The sequence below is a fragment of the Lysinibacillus sp. NPDC097287 genome, assembly GCF_044761695.1.
GTDB lineage: Bacteria > Bacillota > Bacilli > Bacillales_A > Planococcaceae > Lysinibacillus.
In genome coordinates, this window is record NZ_JBIWCX010000005.1 from 201,300 (window position 1) to 217,786 (window position 16,487).

Genomic DNA, 16,487 nt, shown 5'->3' on the forward strand with positions numbered 1-16,487 from the left:
CCTTTCTATTTATTACATCAGATTTACCCCTATAAATAATGCTTCAAATTGTTTACGTAGTTTTTGCTTTCAACTTTCCTCTACACAACTAAAACCTCTTCCAGCATGTTCATTCCCTATACTTTTTTAATTCGAAGTAATATGAAGTTTTTTTGTTAATATTTCATTCATGATTTGTGTTGTTCCTCCGCCAATAGATTGAATGCGTGCATCACGCCAATAGCGTTGAATAGGATAATCCATCATATAACCATTTCCGCCATGAATTTGGAGGGCTTGGTCACATACTCTACTTACCATTTCTGCCGAATATGCTTTTGCCATTGTTGCTTCTGTTGTTACATCGTGGCCTTTATCATATTGATAAATCGCTCGATACGTAATATGTCTTGCTTTTTCAATTTCAACGGCCATATCTACCATCTTATGTCGAAGTACTTGGAACTGGGTTAGTGGTCCGCCGAATTGCAATCGTTCTTTACTATATCGAATAGTCTCTTCCAGTGCTTTTTCGGCTAGCGTGATACTAGTAAGAGCCATTATTAATCTTTCCCATTGGAAATTCACCATCACATATTTAAACCCTTCATTCACGGTACCGATCAAATTCTCTTTAGGTACTTTTACATTTTCAAAAAACAATTCACCCGTATCAGATCCGTGCCAACCCAATTTTTCGAGTTTCTTTCCTACAGAAAATCCTTCCCAATTTTTTTCTACTATTAATAGACTCATATTACGATGCCCTGGACCATCAGCAGTTTTTGCAGCAACAATTACAAAGTCAGCGTTAACTCCATTTGTAATAAAAGTTTTAGAACCATTTAAAAGATAATAATCACCTTTATCTTCTGCTCTTGTAGTGATTGAAGACACATCACTTCCCGAATTCGGCTCAGTTATACCTAATGCGGCAATTTTCTTCCCTTCAATTCCAGGTTTTAAATATTTTATCTTCTGCTCATCATTACCAAATCGCCAAATAGGGGTTAATGCAATCCCGATATGAGCAACAATAGAAGCGCCTATTCCACTTGACCCGCACTTAGTTAGCTCTTCATTAAGAATCGCTTCCATTATAAGGTCAGCCCCTGCACCCCCGTACTCTACTGGAAATTTAGTTCCTAAATACCCTAATTGCCCCATTCTTTCAAATATGCTTCTCGGAACTTCTCCTGCCGCTTCCCACTCTTCGACAAATGGAACAATTTCTTTTTCTACAAATTTTCTTATTGAATTACGAAACATGTTATGTTCTTCATTAAACATCCAGTGAGCCATATTATCACTCCCTTTTCTCTGGCTTACAGGCCTATTTGTTTCGATATGATTTCTTTCATAATCTCATCTGCTCCAGCACCAATACGATGAAGTCTAGTGTCACGCCAAATGCGTTGAATAGGATATTCTGACATATATCCATTCCCCCCGAATATTTGCAAAGCCCTATCCGCTACCCAATGAGCCATTTGTGCGGCCGCAAGTTTTGTCATTGAAATTTCTTTACTCGGAACTTCACCATTTGCAAAACGATATGCCGTTGCATATGTCAATTCCTTGCATATTTCTATTTCCGTTTTCATTTCTACAAGAAGATGAGCAATCACTTGAAAATTAGCGATTGGTTGGTTAAACTGACGTCTCGTTTTTGCATAATCATATGCAAGATTATAAGCATATTCCGCCATACCAATTGATCCTGCAGCAGAAATCATTCGTTCCCCTTGTAACTCCCACATAATATAAGAGAAACCCTTACCTTCTTCTCCAAGTAAATTAGCATCAGGTACCCTAACATTGTCAAAAATCAGTTCGGCCGTATCGGATGAGCGCATCCCCACTTTGTCCAGCTTTTTACTAATAGACACACCTGGACTGTCAAGATCAACTAAAAATAAGCTAATTCCTTTATAACCCGGTTCATCCGACGTTCTTGTAACGAGCGTAATAAAATCAGCACGTGTACCATTCGTTATAAACATTTTAGAGCCATTTATTATCCATTCGTTACCTTCTTTACGTGCCCGTGTCTCTATAGAAGCAACGTCAGAACCATGATTTGGCTCAGTGATCCCAATAGCAGCAAGCTTATCACCTTTTATCGCAGGTATTAGAAATCTTTCTTTTTGATCGGCATTCCCAAATTGATCTATTGGAGGTGTCGCCATGTCAGTTTGCACTGCAATTGCCATTGGGAAGCCCCCACAGCCGCATTTGGCAAGTTCTTCTGCAAATACAATACTAGTAAAATAATCTCCACCTTGTCCCCCAACTTCCTCAGAATAACGTAGTCCAAGAAAACCGAGATCACCCATTCGTTTTACTATTTCTATTGGAAATTCACCCGCAGATTCCCATTCTTCAACAAAAGGTTTAACCTCTTTTTCTACAAATTTACGGATAGTTTTACGAAACTGTTCATGTTCTTCGGTAAAATAAGGTTCATACGCCATGCTAAAACCTCCAATTCTCCATTACTTAAAGAAATTTTCTCAACATCCCATTTAATACTTTGATTGCTATCCAAATTTCCTGCTAACTTCCAAGGAGAATAACAACCTCATTTTCTTGCACGAAGTCACCTTCTGCCACTTTGATATCTTCGACGATTCCAGATTCTGTTGCTTCAATTGGAATTTCCATTTTCATAGACTCTAAAATAATTAGTACGTCCCCTACAGAAACTGTATCGCCTTCACTAACTTCTATTTTCCATACACTTCCGCCCATCGGTGATAATATTTCCATTATTTTCTCCTCCTTATTTTCCAAATCATTTGAATTTTCTTCTTTCCAAAAATGCCATTACCTCTTGCTGCAACGCTTAATGTTCAGCTATAAATACTCCATCATTATTTCGCTCTATTTCCATACGCATTAAGTTACTCGCAAAACACTTCCCTAAATTATCAACACGAAGCGATGCAGATCCTCCCCCGTCTAATGCTTCACTTAATACAAAATTTAATGCATAAATTGTCGGCACTTCATACCGCTGTACTTCTCCGAAAATTAGGTCTTTAAAATGAGTTGCCACTCGCTCCGATGTTACTTGATTTAGAAGTAGATCGTAATCTTTTGCATCCTTCGCAAACACAGCAATATTGACCTTATTTCCCTTATCACCACAGCGAGCATTGGCAATTGATTTTAACTGTATTGGCATGAAACCACCTCCAATTTAACTTGCACATGTTGCTCTACTAGTTGACGATCCACTAACGTTGACCACATACCTAACAATTGGCGCGGCGGTGTATTAAAGAAACCTGCCAATGACGGTGGTCCATTTAGCGCTAAAGGTGGCAAATATTTTTGAATTGCTTGCGCTAATGACCTTGATTTTGCCTTTACTGCAATACGTAAATAGATTTCGTTTATATCTTCTGATGGGGGTGTTGCTAATGGTCCGTGCAAAGAATTATAGCCAACAAAATCAAACTGTAGCTTTTCAAATGGGTTGCCTTGCATTTCAACTTTTTGCATAATGATTTCTTGCGCCTTTTGTGCTTTTTTATAGGCATCTGGCCAGCTATATCCCACTAAAGCTTGACCTAAAAAGCCATTCTCATAGCCTAGCACCACCTTTAAGGTTGATGGTGCTGATTTTCCTTTAATACCGGTAACACGCACTTTATTCGGGGCGACTTCCGTTAACGTGACCTTTGATAAATCAACTATTACATCCGGTGTTAAATAAGCTGATGGATCATGAATTTCATACAGTAACTGCTCACGAACAGTATCAAATGATACTAGCCCACCTGCTTCTTTAATCTTCGTAATAATAAACTCACCAGATTCCTCGACTTCTGCAATTGGATAACCGATAGATTCCATTCTAGGAACAGCTCCCCAATCACCACTGTAATTGCCTCCCGTCGATTGCGCTGAGCATTCAAGTAGATGTCCCATCATAATGCCAGACGCTAGCTTATCCCATTCGTCCTTCGTCCAACCAAATTCATAAATAAGTGGTGCTAAAAACTGAGCAGGGTCAGTTGTGCGACCGGTAATAACAATTTGCGCCCCTTCCTGTAAGGCCTCTACAATTGGCCAAACACCTAAATAGGCATTTGCAAAGAGCCAGTTTTTATCTTCTAATTCGAAAGGCTCCTTCGTATCTGCATGGGATAAATCCATACCTTGCTCATACCAATTCGGCAAATTCTCAAGTACATTATCTCCCGTCACAACAGCAACCTTTAAGCCGTCCATTCCGAGTTCCTTGGCAATCCGCATAACCTCATCTTTTGCAGCAATTGGATTAATGCCCCCTGCATTTGTTAAAAGCTTGATTCCTTTTTCCTTCACGAACGGTAAAAGTTGCGTTATCGAATTTGTCAAATCTTTTGTATACCCATGCGATGGATTTTTAGCATAGTCCTTTGCTAAAATAGCCATAGTCAGCTCGGCTAAACAATCAAAACATAGATATTGTACGTCACCATATTTTGCTGTTAAAACAGCAGGCTCGATTGTATCACCATAGAAGCCTTGTGCTGCACCGATTCGTATTTTTTTCATTGCTTCACCCTCTTTTATTCGATTCTAGATAAGACGATGCTTTCTAGCTTTTTCTTCATCGTTTACTTCTTTTATTTTCCTGTCCAACTTGGTTGCCGCTTCTGTAAAAATGCCTGAGCACCTTCTTTTAAATCAGCACTCTTGAAACTAACTAGACGCATAGTCGCTAAATAAGTCATCGCATCACCTACGTCCATTTGTGCTGTTTTTTCAAATGCTGTTAATGCCATTTTCACAGCAAGTGGACTATAGCTAGCTAACTTTTTCGCCCAATCTAGAGCCCGTTGCTGTAGCTCTTCTGCTGGAACGACTTCGTGCAATAACCCGTAGCGAAGTGCCTCCTCGGCAGATAAGACGCGAGCACTTAGCATTAACTCCATCATTTGACGTTCACCAACAGCTCGGCGTACTAGCGGTAAAATTACATATGGCACAAGCCCTAGCTTAAGTTCTGTTAGGCCAAGCTTAGCGTGTTCACTACCAATAGCGATATGACAAAGCGCCGCAATACCAGTGCCACCACCAAGTGCTGCTCCATTAATAGCTCCAATAATAGGCTTCTTCATCACATCTCGTAGTTGAAAGAGCCTTGTACTTTGTAAGCCATCCTCATACAACGTTGGCACATCCATTTCTAAAAAAGACTGAAACTCTGCTAAATCGCCACCTGCACAAAAGCTCTTGCCAGCGCCGGTAATAATAATCGCCGCAATATGTGAAAGTTCATTTGCTGTCTCAAATGCATGTACAAGCTCTTCTGTTAATTGCGTGGATAGCGCATTATGTGACTTTGGATCATTGAGTGTAATCGTTACAATCGCGTCATCTTCTTGCCAAGCTATTTTTTCATATATCATTACCCCACCTCCTATACAGGTTTCACGGCATTACGTTTTGGCAATGTGTACGTATGCTTTGTCTCATAATACGCAAAGCGCGCTGTTACCTGCTCGCGTACCTCATCAAAACCAATTACATCATCAATAATCATTTGTGATGCTAATTTATAAATATCAATATTCTCCCTATATTGCTGACGCTTTTGGCTAATAAATTCTGTTCTTTCCTCCTCTGGAAGCTCGGCAATTTTGCCTGCATAAACGGCATTAACAGCAGCCTCTGGTCCCATAATGGCAATTTGCGCGCTCGGCAATGCTAGGACAACATCTGCACCAAACGCTGGACCTGCCATCGCATATAAACCTGCACCGTAGCATTTTCGCGCAATCAGCGAAATAATCGGTACCGTTGCCTCGGATAATGCCGAAATCATTTTCGCACCGTGACGAATGATGCCACCCTGTTCAACTTTCGAGCCAATCATATACCCCGGTACATCAGCAACATATAAAAGTGGAATATTATAAGCATTGCAAATCATAATAAAGCGAGCTGCTTTGTCTGGCGAATCGATAAATAATGTTCCACCTTTCACTTTTGGCTGATTCGCAATAATCCCGACAACACTGCCTTTCATACGCGCTAATCCGGTAATTAGCTCCTTTGCAAATAGCTTTTTATATTCAAACCATGAACCCTCATCTATTAACTGATCAATGAGTTCATACATATCAAAGGCTGTATTTTGACTTAATGGAATAATTTCTTCAATACTTCTTCCTTCTATTGGTGGCCTAGCCTCAGCTGTCGGTGTCTTCTCCTCCCAATTCGTCGGCATCAACTGCAAATATGCTTTACACGACTCAATGGCCTCTTGCTCAGATTGCACAAGTACATCCCCTAAGCCACTTATCGAACAGTGCATGGCGGCACCACCCATATCCTCCATGGAAACTTTTTCACCAATGGCCATTTCAGCCATTCGTGGTGAACCTAAATATGCACTCGATTGCCCTTCAATCATAATGACTAAATCTGAAAACGCTGGTACATACGCAGCTCCAGCTGGGGATGGACCAAATAAAATCGTAATTTGCGGCACAACACCTGATAATTGAATTTGATTATAGAAAATACGTCCTCCATGACGTCGCCCTGGAAATACGTCCAGCTGGTCGGTAATACGTCCCCCAGCTGAGTCAATTAAGTACAAAATCGGATACTTTAAAGCCATTGCCTTTTCCTGTAAACGAATGTTTTTTTCAACGGATTTTGCGCCCCATGAACCTGCTTTCACGGTCGAATCTGCGGCAATAAAACAGACAGGTCTTCCATCAATCTTACCGATACCAGTTATCGTCGCATCACATGGTAGTGATGGATCTAAAGCTTCAGCAAAAATATTATCCTCAATAATCGTGCCCTCATCAAAAAGCTTTGCTAAACGATGCCGTACAAATAATTTACCCTGTGCCTCATTAGCCTCATGTCGTTTTGTTTGACCACCCTTTACTATTCGTTGTTTGTGTTCTTGAAAAACTTGAAAGTCCTCACGCATAATCTTTCCCCTCCTTCTCACCTTTTTATATAAGCAATTTGCGTGCCAAAATGAAAAATAATTATAATTTACGGTCTTTACTCTGCATCAATTTAAAAGTTTTTATGAATTATAGATTCCCTCCTTAGGTTTAAATAAGGAATTCTAGCATCTACAAGAAAAACAAAAACAATCTATTATTTGTAATAATTTTCTACTTAACGTACAATTTCTAGTAAAGTTGTTTTAATTTTAAGACACTTGTCCAAACAGTTTATACACCTTTTTGAGGAGGCGATTTTTTGTTTATTCACGAGTTTATGTCAACGTCATTTATTCGCGTTACTCCAACAGCAACCATCAAGGAAGTGATACAACTTTTTGAAGAAAAAAAACAAGATCTTGCAATTGTTTTTCAACATGAGCAGTTCATCGGTATTGTCACCAAATATTCCTTATATCGCCTGTTATTGCAGACAAATTCCCTCCAACAAGTAATTAAAGAAGCAATTATTGAAGATGTTTTTACGATTAACGAAAACGACCTGCTCTATGGCGGACGTCATGCCTTGCGTACACAAAAGCTAAGTAATGTTGTCGTCATTAATGAACAAAAGCAAGTAACTGGTGTTATTTCTAAAAACGAAATCATTACAGGCTTTATTCATGAGTTAGATTCCCATACACAACAGCAACGCAATATTTTAAATTACTTACATGACGCGGTGATTACCGTAAATGAGCATATGCAGATTACCTTTATCAATAAATCATGCAAGGAAACTTTTCATACTGAAAAATTAGAAGTGAACGAATTATTAACAACCTATTTCCCCGATTTTCTTCCTTTAATTCAACATGTGCTACATACCAAAGAAATGGTGGAGCAAAAGATGCTCATCTATCATTTTTCTTGTCTAGCATCCATTCTTCCAATGAATGTGTTGAATGTAACAACTGGTGTTATTATCGTGCTAAAGGACTTAACAAAATTAGAAAAAATCGCATCCGAATTAGAGACGACAAAGAAGATGGAGCTTGTGCTACAAAACGCTTTAGACGCATCGTATGATGGCGTGGTCATAACAAATGGCCACGGACAAATTACACGCATTAATGATTCACTTTTACAGCTGATTGAACGAAACGAAAAGCAGGTACTTGATGAATCTATTCATGGTATTTTCCCTATGCTACCACCATTTCCAAACGCCTTTAATGGCATGGTACTGACATTAAAAAAACACCGAGGAATTGTCTCAGGTATCGCGATTCAACAAGAAGGACAGCTTGTTGGTATGCTTTATAAATTTGTATTTCAGCAACTACATGTTTGGAAAGAATTACTTGGACAAATCGATCAATTAGAAGATGAGCTATCCTTTTATCGTGGTGAGCTTGTGAAGGCAGTTAAGCATGATGATTATTTCAATTTAATTGTTACAAATGACCTGCAGCTTATTCAACTCAAGCAACAAGCCTTTCATGTGGCCAAATCTTTGTCGACTATTTTAATTACGGGGGAAAGTGGTACAGGTAAGGAATTATTCGCAAACGGCATTCATCAAGCGTCTGGACGAAGTGGTGCATTTATTAAAATTAACTGTGCAGCTATTCCTGAACAGCTCATTGAATCCGAGCTTTTTGGCTATTCGGACGGGGCCTTCACGGGAGCAAAGCGTGGTGGCAAGCCTGGAAAGTTCGAACTTGCGGAAGGCGGAACATTATTTCTAGATGAAATTGGTGATATGCCCTTATCCACTCAGGTCAAGCTATTACGTGTATTGCAAGAGCGAGAATATGAACGCCTTGGCGATACAAAAGTGAAAAAGGCGGATGTACGAATTATTGCAGCAACAAATAAGCACTTGCCGACGCTCATTCAAGAAGGCAGTTTTCGCGAGGACCTGTACTATCGTATTCACGTGATTCCATTACACATTCCACCACTACGCGAACGAAAAGAAGATATACCCCTTCTTGTCGAGGCATTACTACACAAAATTTCGATTAAGCATCAGTTACCATCCTATAGCATCGACCAGCATGCACTACAGGTATTATTGCACTATGATTTTGTCGGCAATATTCGGGAGCTAGAAAATATTTTAGAGCGTGCTATCTACTTGTCACCTCACACAATAATCACCCAAGAGCATATTATGATTAGCCCAATTATTCGGCCACTTGATCGAGGTGATTCTTCACTGCATAAGGACCATATTGGTGAAACAGAGCGCCGTGTTATTGTACAGGCCATCAAATCCGCAAACGGCAATAAATCTAAGGCAGCCAAGCTACTAGGCATTAGCCGTTCGACCTTTTACTATAAATGCAATAAATATAATATTTCTTAGCCTCAAAAACGTATATCTCGGTAAACATTATCAGCCTGACATTATTTTGCTAACTGTGATTACTTTAATAGTAGTGGATCCGGGTCTTTTTTAAATAAAGAAGCGAGCCATGGAGAAAAATATTTTGTGATGACTCGCTTTCCTTTTATTAATTTTTTTAATCGGTGAAAACTTCCTCGCTCTAGCGAAGTTTTAAAAAGAATTGAAGGAACTTAGTTTTTCTTGGTATACTAGTTTTTTAAAATTGATGTCACAAAACATGTATTTTCCCTCATTTAAAATGAGACGAAAAAGGCATCTAAGCATTTTCAATCGAGTGCTTAGATGCCTTACAGCCATATTGAAGAACATTTTTTAACGCAATTAACGCAGACGTTGCATGAATATCGTGAGCCTCGATTCGTCTGAGTGCTTTTTTGAGGGGTTTTTAGTAAAACGGCAACAAACCTCACTATATTCTTCTCAATTCTAATATTTAACAGTCACAAACTCCGCAATCAAGTTCTTTTTCATTTGTTCTACATCTACTGTTTTCTTTTTACTACTATTTAATAAAATGCATTCTGGTAACGGTAGTTCTAAAATATGATTCATCACATCAAGTTTATCCGGATAATTTAAGATAGACTTCCCCTTTTCCGGATATTCATGTTCCCTCTGCCACGAGATCAGCCCCTTACAAAAATTATTATTATCAGGTATGCCAATTCGATTGAAATCATCTTCTGACAATATGTATCTTGCTATCTGGTATAACCCATGTGCTTCTGTGCAGAGACATTTATATAATTTAGGTCGGTCAAGCCTTGTCGAATATTTACATACGTTACTCAATTCTTCAGTGGCTTTATCCATATCATTATTCGATAAAGCCAATAGATAGGCAACGATTGCTTTTTCCCACAAACCTTTCTTTTGACTTAAAAATTTTTCTCCTGCAGGATATGCAATTTCCATCCATTGCTGATTTTTATACCATAACGACATTAACAAATTACTTGCAACAACATAAAAAGGGTAACCATTATTGCATAATCCCAATTCTACCGGGTAACATTTTTCAATAATTTCTATATAATTACAAGCCATACCATCTAAACAATTCCAAAAATACCAACAATGATCATACCCACCGGATGTAATATCTAATAACCTATGCTTGCTGTAATGATAAATTGAATTATTCAATAACTCGTAATCATTATTTTGAAAAGCTATAGACAATCCTAATAAATATGGATTATCTATTAAAGCTAGGTATAAAAATATATCCGTATCGTTACTTTTTGCAAAATACTCATTGTATGTTGCCATTTTCTTATTCACATAATCATCCAAATCTTTATATACACGAACATATTTTGTGTCTACTGGATTATTATATATATCCCTGTATTTATTTGCGATCTTCTCCATACGTTTCCTCCTTTAAATTCAATATCATCTCAGCTTTAAATAAGGATCTTCATAATATTTTATTTATCGAACTAACCTCTGTTGAAGAACAACAATCATTTAGAAAACAGCCTATGTTTTTAAAGCTTTACTCATATTCACTTTTTAATTTCGAGAAGATAGCAAGATCAACATATTTCCCATTCTCAAATTCATGTTGTCTTAAAATACCCTCTTTATAAAAATTTAATTTTTCTAATAATTTAATTGATGATTTGTTTTCTGGTTCGACTTTCGCTTCGATTTTATTGATGTTCATCGTCACAAAGGCAAAGTGAATGATACAATTTAATGCCTCTTTCATAACGCCCTTCCCCCAATATCTTGGATTTAAATCATATCCGATTTCTATACGATTATGAGCTCTTTCATAATTTAAAAACCCACATGTTCCAATGACTTTTTTGGACTCCGCTTCTTCAATTACCCATCTTAAACCAGTCTGGTCTTTGAAAATTTTGTCATACCAATTCAACTCATTGATTGCATCTTCTAAAGAAGTAAATGGCGTGAAAGGCATATATTTAACCACTCTTTCATCTGAATAAAGCTCAAAAATATCACGACAATCTTGTTCTACAGCTTTACGTATAATGAATCGTTCCGTTTTCCATTTAGGAAAGTCTGTAAATGTGTACTCTAAATACATAATAATATCCCCCTTAATTACCTATAATTAACATATTTTAACTATTATAGTAACATATGCTTTAGAAATTTATTTAAAGTCTCTAGCATTACAAAAGACCACTCGTATTTGAGTAGCCTTTTGTTGAAAAAGTTAATCCTTAACTATAAAATCATACCCGATTAGATGTGACTCAATAACACCTACTCACGTTTTTTTACCGCTACCACGGCAATAATAACCATTACTACCTTTATAACAATTAACAAAGCGTAAATACTAAAGGAGATAATCGATGGTAATAATACTAACCACCACGACCACGCAACCACTCCTGTTAGCTTTAATACTACGAATATAATTGTTAATACTTCTGCTATCCCCATGTAGTACTCACCTCTACTAATTCACATAATAAACTCATCCAATAATAGGAACTTTTATATTAAAACATTAATATATCTCTTCTAATTTGCATAATAAAAAGCCACACTAATCACATTTTAGTTAGGAATTATTGTAACCAACATGTTATTGACACAACAAAAGACACCCTGTGAATAAACTGAGTGCCTTTTCAAAGAGGATGGAATTATTCAGGTCTTGCATAGTATTACCATATCACAGATTGTCTACATGCTTTGTACCCTCGTTGGTCCCAGTTGTATTGTTTTGGCATACCTCACTTCGAATATCACTATATGAATAGCCAAGAATATCAGCAATCTCATTATATGAATGGCCATCAATGAACCGTAACTTGGCAATCTTATAAGGCAGTCCTTCAAGCTTTTCAATATTCACACGAATCTCTTCTTCAATCACCACATAATACGCAAGTTTCTCCTGTAACTGGTTAATACGCTTATCCAGTCGATCGCTGCGCTCAGTTGAAACATCCAATCCATAACGACGACTCCCCTCTGACCCAACCGACAAGTGCTCACTCTTTCCAAACCAAAACTTATGATCCTTCTCCAACATCTCTATCTCAGCCTTCACAACATCAATTAAACGGACTAGATCCGCATAATTTTTCATATTTTCCACTTACACTCGCCCCTTTACCATTTTTCGATTTTGCTTGAATAACTTCTCGGCCATTTCATGCAGCTCATCCATTCCACTAACTTTACGATCACCATTACGGAATCCTAGCTCATTCACTATTGTTGCCACTTTTGCTACATTCTCATGCATGACATACAAATGCACGCTTCACTTTTTTATGGGATAGAAAAAGAGGCACCAACAAAACAGGTGCTTTACCTGTCTGTCAGTGCCTCCGGTATTTTCCGTAAAGGCTACTATTAAATTGTTTTGGTTTAATTTGAAAGTGAATTTGACTAGTGCTAATTGAAGTGATTTTCTTGCTATTCTTTCAAGCAATTTCGAGCATGCACAGTTAAATTTCTTCAGGTTCCAAGATATCCAATACTTAACTCTTTTTTCTCTCTAGATTATTATCGAGTCGATTAATTTCGAATTCTAATTTTTGATATTCCTTCAACCATTCGTACATATGCAACACCTATCTTTATACTCTTGGCGTATACCTGTTTTTCAACTTTTTTATATTTAAATCTTTTTCTAAGGCAATTCACCATACAAAAGTAGATTAATTATTCTTAAAATCTCTAAACAAAAAACTATTGATTAGATGAATAACACCTCTCCTTTCCACAACTATACATATTATAGATTGTAGAAAGGAGGTGTTCTCATGGGATACTCTGGAAATATGGGTTGTTATAATAATTACGGCGAAGACTATGGCAACTGCAACCGCAATCGCAGTGGTTCAGCATTCGCTCTAATCGTTGTTTTATTCATTCTCCTAATTATTGTCGGCGCTACTTTCATGCATAAAGGTTATTAATATTTCTAATTTTTAAGAATGGAAAAATTTAGCTTTAGCATCTGTTCAGATTGTCTATTAATGGATTAAATCCTTCACCATTGTCATAGACATTTCCTAAATCAAATAGGCTCCAAACCCTCTTTCGCTAGCTATCACCCCATCTTGATAGTAGTGGAAAGTTAATTTACCCTACCCCTCTTTGTCTATTACTTTGGGTCACTTCGGATTAGAAGTGGCCCTTTTCCCTATATTGTTCAGTAAAGTACTTTCATTCGAGTTATTAACAACTTTTTGTGTGATAATGCTATAGTTTACATAAATTACACGTTGAGGTAATCATAATTTTATTCATTAGAAAGCACATATATATTTTTTTCTTCGTAGGAATGTTCTTATTTACATTTGTTTGGGATTATTTCAAAAATGGGCATATATCCTGGCTTGAAAATCTTTTATATTCCTTAAAGTTTGTAGTTGTATATGCGTTTGTAGATTGGGTATGGGATAGTAAAACTATGTAAATAAATAACATTTGGTTCGGTTAAAGGTCGCTAAAACTCCATGTTGACCGTCAAAAGATTTTAAAATTCATAATTACTTTTCTCTTATTAATGGGTTATACTTATCAAAAAAAGGAAGGAGTATTACATTAATGGAAATGTTTTTAGCTCTTTTACCTATCTTAACCTTACTTTTCTTCTACATAGTTCCATGTGTATTTGTAATTTGGTTTCTACTTAAATTCCTTAAAATACAGCAAGAAAAGTTGCAAATTCTTAGAAGTATATCTGACAAGTTAGATAAGTAGTATTTTAGATGGGATAACCCATCTTTTTTTATGAACAAAACCTTTCTAGTGCTTTGAAATATTTATTAATTCCTTTTTGTACTCGCTTGTGCGAAAGAACTCTGTTTCACACTCACAACATCTAACAAGAAAGTCTACTTCATAACCACCAGTGTCTGATTTTTTCCCTGTGGCATTAGCTAAAACGATTGTTTTATGTCCACACTTTATTTTCTCATCGTCTTAATTCACGTTTGGTTATTCTAAGGTTAAATTCACGGTAAGCTATTTGTTCCTCTAGTTTACGATAATCCTACAACCATTCGTACATGTGCAGCACCTACCTTTATGTTCTTGGCTTATACCTGTTTTTAAACTTTTTCTATTTAAATCTTTTTCTATTTAAATCTTTTTCTATTTAAATTCACTATGCAAAAGTAGTTTAATATTTTTTAAAATTTCTAAACAAAAGAAACTATGAATTAGATGAATAACACCTCTCCTTTCTACAACCATACATATTATAGATTATGGAAAGGTGGTGTTTTCGTGGGATACTCAGGAAATATGAACTGTTATAATAATTACGGCGAAGGATATGGCAATAACTATGACAATTGCAATCGTAGTTGCAATCGCGGTGGTTCAGCGTTCGCTCTACTCGTTGTTCTATTCATTCTTCTAATTATTATTGGTGCTACTTTCATGCATAAATCGTATTAACAAAAACATCTATTGCTAGCTATGATGGTCAATAAATAATAATAGCCTGGCACCTCCCCTCTATTTTTTTTGGTTCAGGGTCACTTTTCTCCGAGTGACTCTTTTTATAGTTTCTTTCCTCGTATACATATTTAGTTCACACTTTACTTACTGCGACACCTACCTTGTTTGTTTATTTACGCCAATAAACAAACAAGTAAATCCAACGGTAGTCGGCAACAACGTTTGCATAATAGTTAGCCCCCATAAAGAAAGTGATAGTGTCTGTAACTTCATTGTCATTCTCAATTTTTTAAGATATAGGAGCCCCTATTACTTCTATCACCTTTCATTTTCAACCACTGACAGCTTGTAGGTAGTAGAGCAAATCAACCTCGAAAGTACAAGTTTTTGATACCTAAATCCTTCTCATCACCTTTACCTAAATCCTTGAAAACATCTGATTTGCCCTTATTGTTACTGTCGTAAATCGTCTATAAAAATAAGACAACCGCTTCACATGCAGCAGTCTCCTTTTCTTCGATACATCTAAGTTCTGTCATTTTGATCTTCTAACCACTTGAAAGAACTGCTCGAAGCCAGTTTGTTCGAAAATAGCTGCTTCTCTTTTTCTCATTTTTATTTTCACTCTTTGGTATCGTCACTACTACGTCCAATAGCTTCACCCCATTCATGCATATAATAAAATCCGGGATAGTAAATTACGCAAATACAACCTCACGTGTTGCAAGCTATCCCTTCATTTTTTTTCAAAACAAAAAACCGTCTCCAGATGGAAACGGCTTAAACTTTTAATCGCACGATGAACCACCAGACGAATCACTATGACTAGAAGTATTGTCCGAACAATCGTGATTAACTGTATCTTGTAAAGAAAATATTGCACCTGTTGTCATTATATCAGTTGTATTAGTACTCGCGCTGTTAGAATGGTTTCTTGATGAGCTATCATTATGGCGTGATTCCTTTTGTAAAGTACTTATAACCCCCACTACAATGAATAATCCCATAATTAATAAAAATATCCCCATTCGTTCCCTCTCCTTTCGTATAACAATTTAATCTTAGCATCTAACTATTATTGAATCATTATATTTCCACGCTCAAAAGCAAGCATAGTTCATCCAGCAGTAACGGCGGTTACAGAACAACACTTCCTTTATAAGAAAAAAAACACTTCATTATACTTTTTTCTTGTTAAAGCCAAAAGAAAAACAACACCAATTTAATATTGTATCAAGTAATTTAAGTTTTTTTCAGGTTTATCACTTTGTACAAGTTTGCGCACTTCAGCCTGCCCTTTCTTCAGCTGAATCTTTGTTCCTTTCATTTGTGCCGGAATCTGCTCAACAATAGTTAAAAATATTTTTCCTTCTAAAAACTATTGATACCTCCTTGATTCTGTTGCACTCTTGGTATTTATATCTGGGATGTACCATAAATTCTTTGGACATTACAACAACATAAACCTGTTCATATACTTTTGCCCTATCCTCCTTCCTATTGATGAATAGAATAAAGAAAAAGGGGGTGTTTTCATGGGATACTCAGGAAATGGTGGTAATTGTAATAACTACGGCGGAGAAGAAGGCTATGGCAATCGCGGTGGTGCAGGATTTGCTCTACTCGTAGTTCTTTTCATTCTTCTAATTATTATCGGTGCTACTTTCATGCATAAAGGCTGTTAAAAGTCTTATTTTTCAAGTAGAAAAAATTAGGGTTTAGCTTCTATTCAGATTGTCTATTAACGGATTAGGCTACAGCCCTCTTTA

The 16,487-nt window shown here is 36.8% G+C and carries 17 protein-coding genes; 4 read left to right on the top strand and 13 right to left on the bottom strand.

Translation table 11 applies throughout. The features are described from left to right. Positions 1-126: 126 nt before the first annotated feature. The 7 genes from ACIQ2D_RS09960 to ACIQ2D_RS09990 all read right to left on the bottom strand — a co-directional run bounded on the left by ACIQ2D_RS09960 (position 127) and on the right by ACIQ2D_RS09990 (position 6,925). Positions 127-1,281 carry an acyl-CoA dehydrogenase family protein gene (locus ACIQ2D_RS09960; RefSeq protein ID WP_402863172.1) on the bottom strand — a complete coding sequence of 385 codons (1,155 nt, stop codon included), beginning with the start codon at positions 1,279-1,281 and terminating at the stop codon, positions 127-129. A 23-nt stretch (positions 1,282-1,304) separates the two neighbouring features. Then, positions 1,305-2,453 (bottom strand): acyl-CoA dehydrogenase family protein, encoded by a 1,149-nt coding sequence (locus ACIQ2D_RS09965; RefSeq protein ID WP_402863175.1) that lies wholly within the window; start codon positions 2,451-2,453, stop codon positions 1,305-1,307. 82 nt (positions 2,454-2,535) lie between these two features. Continuing rightward, positions 2,536-2,751 (bottom strand): acyl-CoA carboxylase biotin carboxyl carrier protein subunit, encoded by a 216-nt coding sequence (locus tag ACIQ2D_RS09970; RefSeq protein WP_402863327.1) that lies wholly within the window; start codon positions 2,749-2,751, stop codon positions 2,536-2,538. 73 nt (positions 2,752-2,824) lie between these two features. Continuing rightward, positions 2,825-3,166, bottom strand: coding sequence for an AtuA-related protein (locus ACIQ2D_RS09975; RefSeq protein WP_402863178.1), 342 nt, complete (start codon positions 3,164-3,166; stop codon positions 2,825-2,827). Next, positions 3,151-4,527, bottom strand: coding sequence for an acyclic terpene utilization AtuA family protein (locus ACIQ2D_RS09980; protein WP_402863181.1), 1,377 nt, complete (start codon positions 4,525-4,527; stop codon positions 3,151-3,153). Before ACIQ2D_RS09980 ends, ACIQ2D_RS09975 begins: the two co-directional genes overlap by 16 nt. A 71-nt stretch (positions 4,528-4,598) precedes the next feature. Further along, positions 4,599-5,384, bottom strand: a complete 786-nt coding sequence (locus ACIQ2D_RS09985) for an enoyl-CoA hydratase/isomerase family protein (RefSeq protein WP_402863184.1) — start codon at positions 5,382-5,384, stop codon at positions 4,599-4,601. Between the two features lie 11 nt (positions 5,385-5,395). Next, positions 5,396-6,925 (bottom strand): acyl-CoA carboxylase subunit beta, encoded by a 1,530-nt coding sequence (locus ACIQ2D_RS09990; protein ID WP_402863187.1) that lies wholly within the window; start codon positions 6,923-6,925, stop codon positions 5,396-5,398. 281 nt (positions 6,926-7,206) lie between these two features. Between ACIQ2D_RS09990 and ACIQ2D_RS09995 the strand changes: the two genes are divergently transcribed. After that, entirely contained in the window at positions 7,207-9,261 is a 2,055-nt protein-coding gene (locus ACIQ2D_RS09995; protein WP_402863190.1) for a sigma 54-interacting transcriptional regulator, read from the top strand. A gap of 468 nt (positions 9,262-9,729) precedes the next feature. Here the strand turns inward: ACIQ2D_RS09995 and ACIQ2D_RS10000 are convergent, their stop codons facing one another. The 5 genes from ACIQ2D_RS10000 to ACIQ2D_RS10020 all read right to left on the bottom strand — a co-directional run bounded on the left by ACIQ2D_RS10000 (position 9,730) and on the right by ACIQ2D_RS10020 (position 12,523). After that, entirely contained in the window at positions 9,730-10,677 is a 948-nt protein-coding gene (locus ACIQ2D_RS10000; protein ID WP_402863193.1) for a hypothetical protein, read from the bottom strand. Between the two features lie 127 nt (positions 10,678-10,804). After that, positions 10,805-11,365 carry a GNAT family N-acetyltransferase gene (locus ACIQ2D_RS10005; protein WP_402863196.1) on the bottom strand — a complete coding sequence of 187 codons (561 nt, stop codon included), beginning with the start codon at positions 11,363-11,365 and terminating at the stop codon, positions 10,805-10,807. Between the two features lie 182 nt (positions 11,366-11,547). Beyond that, entirely contained in the window at positions 11,548-11,730 is a 183-nt protein-coding gene (locus tag ACIQ2D_RS10010) for a transmembrane Fragile-X-F protein (protein WP_402863198.1), read from the bottom strand. A gap of 235 nt (positions 11,731-11,965) precedes the next feature. Beyond that, positions 11,966-12,385, bottom strand: coding sequence for an RNA polymerase sigma factor (locus ACIQ2D_RS10015; protein ID WP_402863201.1), 420 nt, complete (start codon positions 12,383-12,385; stop codon positions 11,966-11,968). 9 nt (positions 12,386-12,394) lie between these two features. Further along, positions 12,395-12,523: a hypothetical protein gene (locus ACIQ2D_RS10020; RefSeq protein ID WP_402863204.1), complete on the bottom strand. Its 129-nt coding sequence runs from the start codon at positions 12,521-12,523 to the stop codon at positions 12,395-12,397. 544 nt (positions 12,524-13,067) lie between these two features. On the opposite strand from ACIQ2D_RS10020, the gene ACIQ2D_RS10025 reads away from it, so the two are divergent. Continuing rightward, positions 13,068-13,223 (top strand): YjcZ family sporulation protein, encoded by a 156-nt coding sequence (locus tag ACIQ2D_RS10025; protein ID WP_402863207.1) that lies wholly within the window; start codon positions 13,068-13,070, stop codon positions 13,221-13,223. Positions 13,224-14,541: 1,318 nt separating this feature from the next. Then, positions 14,542-14,715, top strand: a complete 174-nt coding sequence (locus tag ACIQ2D_RS10030; RefSeq protein WP_402863210.1) for a YjcZ family sporulation protein — start codon at positions 14,542-14,544, stop codon at positions 14,713-14,715. 791 nt (positions 14,716-15,506) lie between these two features. On the opposite strand, the gene ACIQ2D_RS10035 is transcribed toward ACIQ2D_RS10030, so the two are convergent. Continuing rightward, complete coding sequence (locus ACIQ2D_RS10035) at positions 15,507-15,746, bottom strand: hypothetical protein (RefSeq protein ID WP_402863213.1); 240 nt, start codon at positions 15,744-15,746, stop codon at positions 15,507-15,509. Positions 15,747-16,253: 507 nt separating this feature from the next. On the opposite strand from ACIQ2D_RS10035, the gene ACIQ2D_RS10040 reads away from it, so the two are divergent. Further along, a complete protein-coding gene (locus ACIQ2D_RS10040; protein WP_402863216.1) occupies positions 16,254-16,403 on the top strand; it encodes a YjcZ family sporulation protein in 150 nt (49 codons plus the stop codon). The last annotated feature ends 84 nt before the right edge of the window (positions 16,404-16,487 follow it).

Coding starts and splice junctions, on each gene's coding strand:
- ACIQ2D_RS10000 (WP_402863193.1), bottom strand. CDS start 10,677: ATGGAGAAGATCGCAAATAAATACAGGGATATATATAATAATCCAGTA.
- ACIQ2D_RS09965 (WP_402863175.1), bottom strand. CDS start 2,453: ATGGCGTATGAACCTTATTTTACCGAAGAACATGAACAGTTTCGTAAA.
- ACIQ2D_RS10010 (WP_402863198.1), bottom strand. CDS start 11,730: ATGGGGATAGCAGAAGTATTAACAATTATATTCGTAGTATTAAAGCTA.
- ACIQ2D_RS10025 (WP_402863207.1), top strand. CDS start 13,068: ATGGGATACTCTGGAAATATGGGTTGTTATAATAATTACGGCGAAGAC.
- ACIQ2D_RS10035 (WP_402863213.1), bottom strand. CDS start 15,746: ATGGGGATATTTTTATTAATTATGGGATTATTCATTGTAGTGGGGGTT.
- ACIQ2D_RS10015 (WP_402863201.1), bottom strand. CDS start 12,385: ATGAAAAATTATGCGGATCTAGTCCGTTTAATTGATGTTGTGAAGGCT.
- ACIQ2D_RS10005 (WP_402863196.1), bottom strand. CDS start 11,365: ATGTATTTAGAGTACACATTTACAGACTTTCCTAAATGGAAAACGGAA.
- ACIQ2D_RS09985 (WP_402863184.1), bottom strand. CDS start 5,384: ATGATATATGAAAAAATAGCTTGGCAAGAAGATGACGCGATTGTAACG.
- ACIQ2D_RS09975 (WP_402863178.1), bottom strand. CDS start 3,166: ATGCCAATACAGTTAAAATCAATTGCCAATGCTCGCTGTGGTGATAAG.
- ACIQ2D_RS09990 (WP_402863187.1), bottom strand. CDS start 6,925: ATGCGTGAGGACTTTCAAGTTTTTCAAGAACACAAACAACGAATAGTA.
- ACIQ2D_RS09960 (WP_402863172.1), bottom strand. CDS start 1,281: ATGGCTCACTGGATGTTTAATGAAGAACATAACATGTTTCGTAATTCA.
- ACIQ2D_RS09980 (WP_402863181.1), bottom strand. CDS start 4,527: ATGAAAAAAATACGAATCGGTGCAGCACAAGGCTTCTATGGTGATACA.
- ACIQ2D_RS10040 (WP_402863216.1), top strand. CDS start 16,254: ATGGGATACTCAGGAAATGGTGGTAATTGTAATAACTACGGCGGAGAA.